General features: G+C 57.9%; 9 protein-coding genes and 1 tRNA gene. 9 read left to right on the top strand and 1 reads right to left on the bottom strand.

Annotated features, from left to right (window positions below):
* On the top strand, positions 1–118 hold a 118-nt coding region (locus tag ACW9UQ_RS09900; protein ID WP_458930858.1), incomplete at its 5' end, for an EF-Tu C-terminal domain-related protein.
* Between the two features lie 63 nt (positions 119–181).
* Here ACW9UQ_RS09900 and ACW9UQ_RS09895 read toward each other — a convergent pair.
* On the bottom strand, positions 182–1,048 hold the full coding sequence (locus tag ACW9UQ_RS09895) for a hypothetical protein (protein WP_458930857.1): 867 nt from the start codon (positions 1,046–1,048) through the stop codon (positions 182–184).
* 167 nt (positions 1,049–1,215) lie between these two features.
* Between ACW9UQ_RS09895 and ACW9UQ_RS09890 the strand changes: the two genes are divergently transcribed.
* The 8 genes from ACW9UQ_RS09890 to rplL all read left to right on the top strand — a co-directional run bounded on the left by ACW9UQ_RS09890 (position 1,216) and on the right by rplL (position 6,110).
* Positions 1,216–1,291: transfer RNA gene (locus ACW9UQ_RS09890), tRNA-Trp, on the top strand.
* Between the two features lie 95 nt (positions 1,292–1,386).
* The gene (locus tag ACW9UQ_RS09885) at positions 1,387–2,685 is read left to right on the top strand and encodes a tetratricopeptide repeat protein (RefSeq protein WP_458930856.1); all 1,299 of its coding nucleotides are present in this window, start codon (positions 1,387–1,389) and stop codon (positions 2,683–2,685) included.
* A 78-nt stretch (positions 2,686–2,763) separates the two neighbouring features.
* Positions 2,764–2,961, top strand: coding sequence for a preprotein translocase subunit SecE (gene secE / locus ACW9UQ_RS09880; protein ID WP_458930855.1), 198 nt, complete (start codon positions 2,764–2,766; stop codon positions 2,959–2,961).
* A 164-nt stretch (positions 2,962–3,125) separates the two neighbouring features.
* Positions 3,126–3,659 carry a transcription termination/antitermination protein NusG gene (nusG, locus tag ACW9UQ_RS09875; protein ID WP_458930854.1) on the top strand — a complete coding sequence of 178 codons (534 nt, stop codon included), beginning with the start codon at positions 3,126–3,128 and terminating at the stop codon, positions 3,657–3,659.
* 107 nt (positions 3,660–3,766) lie between these two features.
* A complete protein-coding gene (rplK, locus tag ACW9UQ_RS09870; protein ID WP_458930853.1) occupies positions 3,767–4,195 on the top strand; it encodes a 50S ribosomal protein L11 in 429 nt (142 codons plus the stop codon).
* A 3-nt stretch (positions 4,196–4,198) separates the two neighbouring features.
* The gene (gene rplA, locus ACW9UQ_RS09865; protein ID WP_458930852.1) at positions 4,199–4,897 is read left to right on the top strand and encodes a 50S ribosomal protein L1; all 699 of its coding nucleotides are present in this window, start codon (positions 4,199–4,201) and stop codon (positions 4,895–4,897) included.
* Positions 4,898–5,141: 244 nt separating this feature from the next.
* Complete coding sequence (rplJ, locus tag ACW9UQ_RS09860; RefSeq protein WP_458930851.1) at positions 5,142–5,654, top strand: 50S ribosomal protein L10; 513 nt, start codon at positions 5,142–5,144, stop codon at positions 5,652–5,654.
* 78 nt (positions 5,655–5,732) lie between these two features.
* Complete coding sequence (gene rplL, locus ACW9UQ_RS09855; protein ID WP_458930850.1) at positions 5,733–6,110, top strand: 50S ribosomal protein L7/L12; 378 nt, start codon at positions 5,733–5,735, stop codon at positions 6,108–6,110.
* Positions 6,111–6,282 lie beyond the last annotated feature (172 nt).

The raw sequence follows: 6,282 nt of genomic DNA, 5'->3' as shown, positions 1-6,282 counted from the left end.
CCTGAAATTCACCGTGGACCTGATCGCCCCGATCGCCATGGAAGACGGCCTCCGCTTCGCCATCCGCGAAGGCGGCCGCACCGTCGGTTCAGGCGTCGTATCCAAAATCATAGAGTGATGACATATCGGGCCGTTTCGGCCCAACGATTGAAGGGCCGCGCATGTTTTGCGCGGCCCTTTCTTATGGTGCATTGCTGAAATGTCGGGGCAGGCGCTGGCCGGGATTGGCTTTCAGCATCGCGATAGCCTGGTCGATTGTGGATGCCGCATCAAATGGTGCCATTCGGACCCGCGCCTGTTCCATCAGGGATAGCATCTTTTTGTCAGACAGGTCTGCTGTTCGGGCTTTGCGCAGATCGCGCCGCGTGATCTGGCGGGAGGTTTGGAAAAGGACGGAGTTCTTCTCGGTTCGTGCAATGGGATGGAATGCATCGGCCAGCAGTTCAAGCTGACAGATCAGCCATGGGTGATTGGGCAGCAGGTAGTCCTGTTGTACCAATAGCGACCTTCCGGGGATAAGCGCGGGGAAGAACGCAGCGGCGATGCCATCAGCGGTGCGCGGGGATTTGCCAGCGTCGAAAACCAGCAACTCGATCGGGGCATCGGACCAGCCAATCTTTAGGATATCGCCGCGATGCAACGCGACATGATCTGCCCAGGGCGCAAGGTAATCCTGAGCGTAGGGGTAGATGTCATTGCCTTCAAATTCCGGTACGCCACGGGCATAGAGATGCTTTCGCTTTTGCCGCGCGCCAGCGGTGAAGGTGTCATAGGCCTGAACCCGGGCCACGGATTTACGCGCCGCCATCCCCTGAGCCAGACAACCGGTTGAACCGCCCAGAAAGCAACCCAGATCAACAACCGCACCTGCATCTTGGATGACATTGTGCGTCAACCAGTAATACAGCTGACGCTCCTCGAAGCTGATCATCGACGGCAGATCGGCGGCCCGGCCGAGCTGGGCCTGTGTGACCTGGGTCCAGGGGGCGGTGCCAAACGCGGAGAGGTCGCGTTGCTCGGGCTGATTTCTGCCAAAGATCGATATCATGGTCCTGCTTGTCAGCGCTTGGTCGGTCGGCAAGGTTTATACGTCAAACAAAACCGCCCCGCCAGAAGATGTATGGGATAACGGAGGAGCCACCTGAGGGAATTTGGCCTGCGATGTCAAATTCGCTTGAAATCTGCGCGGCGCGGTCGTAACACGCCCAAGGCCATAGGGGTTTAGCTCAGTTGGTAGAGCGACGGTCTCCAAAACCGTAGGTCGTGGGTTCGAGTCCCTCAACCCCTGCCAGGCCACAGTTTCCGGCAAATACCCGTCCTTTGCTTGTCTGGCACGGCTGTCTTTGGCAAGCTTGCGATATCGTCTCATTGCCAGAAGTTTGTCCGATGTCAAAATTGTTGTCCCTGCTCCCTGTTTTTGTTCTTGCCGCCGGTCTGGCACAGGCGGCCCCGCCGGTTGTGACCTCGTCCGAGGAAACCGCCGCAAGCATTTGCCTGGACTTTGAACGGCCGGATGAGGTGCTGCTGGAAGCCTGCGTTCAGGCGTTGCAGGAAGGTGGGCTTGGCCGGTCCAACAGGGCAGAGATCCTGAGCCATTTGTCTTACCTCTATCTGGATCGCCGCGAGTTTGACTTGGCCGAAAAGCATGCTCTGAAAGCCCTCGAATTGCGGCCCGATGATGCTGACCAGTTTTCGTCGCTGGGCTGGATCTATTGGGAGCAGGAGCGGATCGACGAGGCGCGTGCGCAGTTCGAGAAGTCGATAGAGTTGCATCCGCAAGCCGATGCTTTGGCGGGGCTCGCCAATATCCTGCGCGTTCATGACGGCCAACAGGAGAAGGCGTTGGAAATGCTGCAGGCGGCTTTGGCTATCAATCCCGAATACACTTGGGGTTTGCGTGAACTGGGCTGGGCGCAGTTGTCGGAAGGGGCGTTCCCCGAGGCGGAAAAAGCGTTTCGCGATGCGCTGGCTGTGAATGAATGGGACGGCAATGCTTACCGCGGCCTGGCGCGGGTGCTGGACAATAGCGACCGAAGGGACGAGGCGATTGCGGCGCTGAACCTTTCGATGAATTTTGGCGGCGACAAGGATGTTTATCTGCGGGTGGAGCGGGCACGTCTGTTGCGTATGAGCGGGCGTCCGGGGGCGGCGATCAAGGATGCGGTCGCTGCGATCAAGCTGATGCCAAGTTTTGAGTGGGGATATGTCGAACACGCGCGGTCCCTGAATGAGCTGGGCAAGCTTGGCGCTGCGATTGACGTCCTGAAACAGTCGGTTGAAGCGGGGGCTGCCAAAAACAGCAGTTACTACTGGCTTGCTGATTTTCTGTCGGACGATGACAAGTTTGCCGAAGCGCTTGTGGCGATCGATAAGGCGATTGAGATCAACGATACCTATGCGGCTGATCACGAGTTGCGGGCTTATATAACCCTCAACCTCAATGACAATCACGCAGCGCTCAGTGCTGCGAATGAAGCGGTGCGGCTGTCGCCCAACACCTCGGCTTTTTCGCATTTTTATGCCGCCCTGGCGCAGATTTCCTTTGATGAACCGGACAAAGCGGTGGAACGGTTCGATCAGGCGATGGCCACAGGTTTGCCAGACAGCATGATTGGCGATTTTGCGGCAGAGATGATTTCGGGCGGCTATTTCCTGCAGGCGATCAAGTTGCGCAGCCGGTATTAAAGCGCAGACGCCTGGGGGGTTGCGTTGCCCGGCATAGGGCATTATCTGTCGCGCGTTCCTACGTGAAAGTAAAAATCCATGGCAAAGACCAATCCATTGCAATTCGTTCAGCAGGTTCGCTCGGAAACCGCGAAGGTCACCTGGCCAAGTCGGCGTGAGACTTTGTTGACCGCAGCCATGGTTTTTGTGCTATCCTTTCTGGCAGCAGCCTTCTTTTACCTCGTGGATTATCTGATCCGCTGGGGTGTTGAGACGTTTATCAACGCGGCCTCTTGAACTCTGCTCGCTTGACAGGTATTTGCACCCATCTCCGAAACTTCTTCTGCGTGCAGTGATTCGTCTGCGCGCGGTTGCCTGTTCGGAAGGCGGCGGGTTCATGCGCGTCTTTTTAAATTGAATATCAGGGGCTTGGCAGCCTCGAGTTGAGGGTCAGAGCAGAGATGGCGGCACGGTGGTACGCAGTTAGCGTCCTCTCCAATTTCGAAAAACGTGTCGCGGAATCTATCCGTGAGACGGCGGAGCAGCATGGTTTGCAGGAAGAAATCCTGCAGGTTCTGGTCCCGACCGAAGAAGTGATCGAGGTGCGCCGGGGCAAAAAGGTGCAGGCTGAGCGCCGCTTTATGCCCGGCTATGTTCTGGTGCAGGCCGATCTGACGGATCGCGCCTATCACCTGATCAAGGACACCAACCGGGTCACCGGTTTCCTGGGTCCGCAGGGCAAACCTGTGCCGATGCGCGATGCTGAGGTCGGGGCGATCCTGAACCAGGTCGAAGAAGGGGCGGAGCGTCCGCGCAATCTGATCTCCTTCGATGTGGGTGAGAATGTAAATGTGACCGACGGGCCGTTCGAGGGCTTCTCTGGCATGGTTGAAGATGTCGATGAGGCCAATGCCCGCCTGAAGGTGACGGTTTCGATTTTTGGCCGGGCAACCCCGGTCGAGCTGGAATTCACCCAGGTCGCGAAACAGACCTGATGTGATGCAAACGTGGAAGGCGAGGGCAACGCGTTGTTCGGACCGCACCACGCCAATCAAGGCCGGATGGGACGCGCCCTGACGGCAGGAGCAAGAGGAGGCCCATCATGGCCAAGAAGATTGCCGGGACCATGAAGCTGCAGGTCCCTGCCGGTAAAGCGAACCCGTCGCCGCCCGTTGGGCCGGCTTTGGGTCAGCGCGGCATCAACATCATGGAATTCTGCAAGGCGTTCAACGCCAAGACGCAGGAGATGGAGCCGGGTGCGCCGTGCCCGACGATTATCACCTATTACGTTGATAAATCCTTCACCATGGACATCAAGACGCCGCCCGCGTCATACCTGTTGAAAAAGGCTGCGAAGCTGCAGTCGGGTGCAACCAACCCCAGCCGCGAGACTGTCGGCTCGGTGACTGTTGCTCAGGTGCGTGAGATTGCCGAGACCAAGATGAAGGATCTTAGCGCGAACGACGTCGAAGCAGCGATGCAGATCATCCTGGGCTCTGCCCGGTCGATGGGTATCGAGGTGAAAGGGTAAGTCATGGCTAAGTATGGAAAGCGTACCCGCGCCGCTCGTGAATCCTTTAACGGCAAGCAGAACGTCACCGTTGAAGAAGCGGTGAAGCTGGTCAAGGCAAACGCAACCGCCAAATTCGACGAGACTGTCGAAGTTGCGGTTAATCTGGGTGTCGACCCGCGCCATGCCGACCAGATGGTCCGCGGTGTGGTCAGCCTGCCCAATGGCACCGGTAAAACCATGCGCGTCGCTGTTTTCGCCAGAGGTCCAAAAGCGGACGAGGCGAAAGAGGCTGGTGCAGATATTATTGGCGCCGAAGACCTGATGGAAACCATTCAGGGCGGCACGATCGAATTTGATCGCTGCATCGCGACCCCCGACATGATGCCGATCGTCGGTCGTCTGGGTAAGGTGCTTGGCCCCCGCAACCTGATGCCAAACCCCAAGGTCGGCACGGTGACCATGGACGTCAAGGCAGCGGTTGAGGCGGCCAAGGGCGGCGAAGTGCAGTTCAAGGCCGAAAAAGCCGGAGTCGTGCATGCCGGGATCGGCAAAGCGTCCTTCGATGAGGCGAAACTGGCCGAGAACCTGAAAGCGTTTATTGCTGCGGTTAATAAGGCCAAGCCGTCGGGCGCCAAGGGCACCTATATGAAAAAGATCGCCGTCAGCTCCACCATGGGGCCCGGTGTTTCGGTTGATATCGCGAACGCGACAGCCGAGTAAGAGTTCCGGCGGGGGCAACCCCGCCGGTCAGTGGTGGGTTTCACCCACCCTACACGTCCGAGATGGTGGGTGGCGCCGACCTAAGTGAAGGGGCCTTAATTTCCTGCCTGAGACGGGTAGCGATCAGAATCCGAAGGGACATATCCCGGGTGATTTTGGCGGGACCCGTAACAAGGACCCAAACCGGTCGGGGCAACCCGGCCAAAATGAGCCGGGGAGCAATCCCCATAACTTGGAGAGACCTGTGGATAGAGCCCAGAAAGAAGCAGTGGTTGATGAACTCGGCCAGATCTTCTCGGACTCTGGTGTCGTTGTGGTTGCGCACTACACCGGCCTCACAGTCGCTGAGATGACGGATTTCCGCCGCCGGATGAAAGCCGGTGGTGGTGCGGTCCGCGTCGCCAAGAACAGGCTTGCCAAAATCGCCCTCGAAGGGACATCCAGCGCGTCTATTGCTGAGTATCTTGAGGGTCAGACAGTTCTTGCCTATTCTGAAGATCCCGTTGCTGCGGCAAAGGTGATCGAGGATTACGCCAAGGAGAACGAGAAGCTCGTGATCCTCGGCGGTGCAATGGGTGAGAACGCTCTGGACCGGGCTGGTGTCAAAGCCGTGGCCGCCATGCCGTCGCGCGAGGAGCTTATTGCCTCCATCGTCGGCTGCATTGGTGCCCCTGCTGCGAATATCGCCGGTGCGATTGGCGCGCCTGCCTCGAATATTGCGTCGATTATGTCGACCATCGAGGAAAAGGCGGCCTGAAACAGCGACATATGAGGCCGGGACCGGGCAAAGACCGGACACCGGATTTCACAAAGCAAACGAAACGGAAACTGAACAATGGCTGATATCAAGAAACTTGCCGAAGAGATCGTGGGCCTGACCCTTCTCGAGGCGCAGGAACTGAAAACTGTCCTGAAAGACGAGTACGGCATCGAACCTGCTGCCGGTGGCGCAGTCATGGCCGTAGGTCCTGCGACCGACGCTGGCCCTGCTGCTGAGGAAAAAGACGAGTTTGACGTCATCCTCGTCGAAGCTGGTGACAAGAAAATCAACGTCATCAAAGAAGTTCGCGGCATCACCGGTCTTGGCCTGAAAGAAGCCAAGGAACTGGTCGAAGCTGGCGGCAAAGCGGTCAAAGAAGGCGCAGCGAAAGCTGAAGCTGAAGAGATCAAGAAAAAGCTCGAAGAGGCTGGCGCCAAGGTCGAGCTTAAGTAATCCCGCTGCCGGTTTGCCGGCGCTGGACAGACATTCGGTCGGACCCGGGAAATCGGGTCCGGCCGGTTTGCGTCTCTTTCGGGGCCTTTTGGTGAAGACCCCGAAAAAGGTGCAAACGGTCGGGAAGTGAGGGATGGGAACCCTTGCTGGTATTGACCAAAAGCCCTGGCAT

The sequence above is a fragment of the Halovulum sp. GXIMD14793 genome, from assembly GCF_054457435.1.
Note: the sequence above shows the minus strand (reverse complement) of the source record. Positions and strands in the feature narration are given on the sequence as shown.

Bases quoted from the DNA above. Each gene is read 5' to 3' on its own strand.
- rplL (WP_458930850.1), top strand. From the start codon at position 5,733: ATGGCTGATATCAAGAAACTTGCCGAAGAGATCGTGGGCCTGACCCTT.
- ACW9UQ_RS09895 (WP_458930857.1), bottom strand. From the start codon at position 1,048: ATGATATCGATCTTTGGCAGAAATCAGCCCGAGCAACGCGACCTCTCC.
- rplA (WP_458930852.1), top strand. From the start codon at position 4,199: ATGGCTAAGTATGGAAAGCGTACCCGCGCCGCTCGTGAATCCTTTAAC.
- secE (WP_458930855.1), top strand. From the start codon at position 2,764: ATGGCAAAGACCAATCCATTGCAATTCGTTCAGCAGGTTCGCTCGGAA.
- ACW9UQ_RS09885 (WP_458930856.1), top strand. From the start codon at position 1,387: ATGTCAAAATTGTTGTCCCTGCTCCCTGTTTTTGTTCTTGCCGCCGGT.
- rplK (WP_458930853.1), top strand. From the start codon at position 3,767: ATGGCCAAGAAGATTGCCGGGACCATGAAGCTGCAGGTCCCTGCCGGT.
- nusG (WP_458930854.1), top strand. From the start codon at position 3,126: ATGGCGGCACGGTGGTACGCAGTTAGCGTCCTCTCCAATTTCGAAAAA.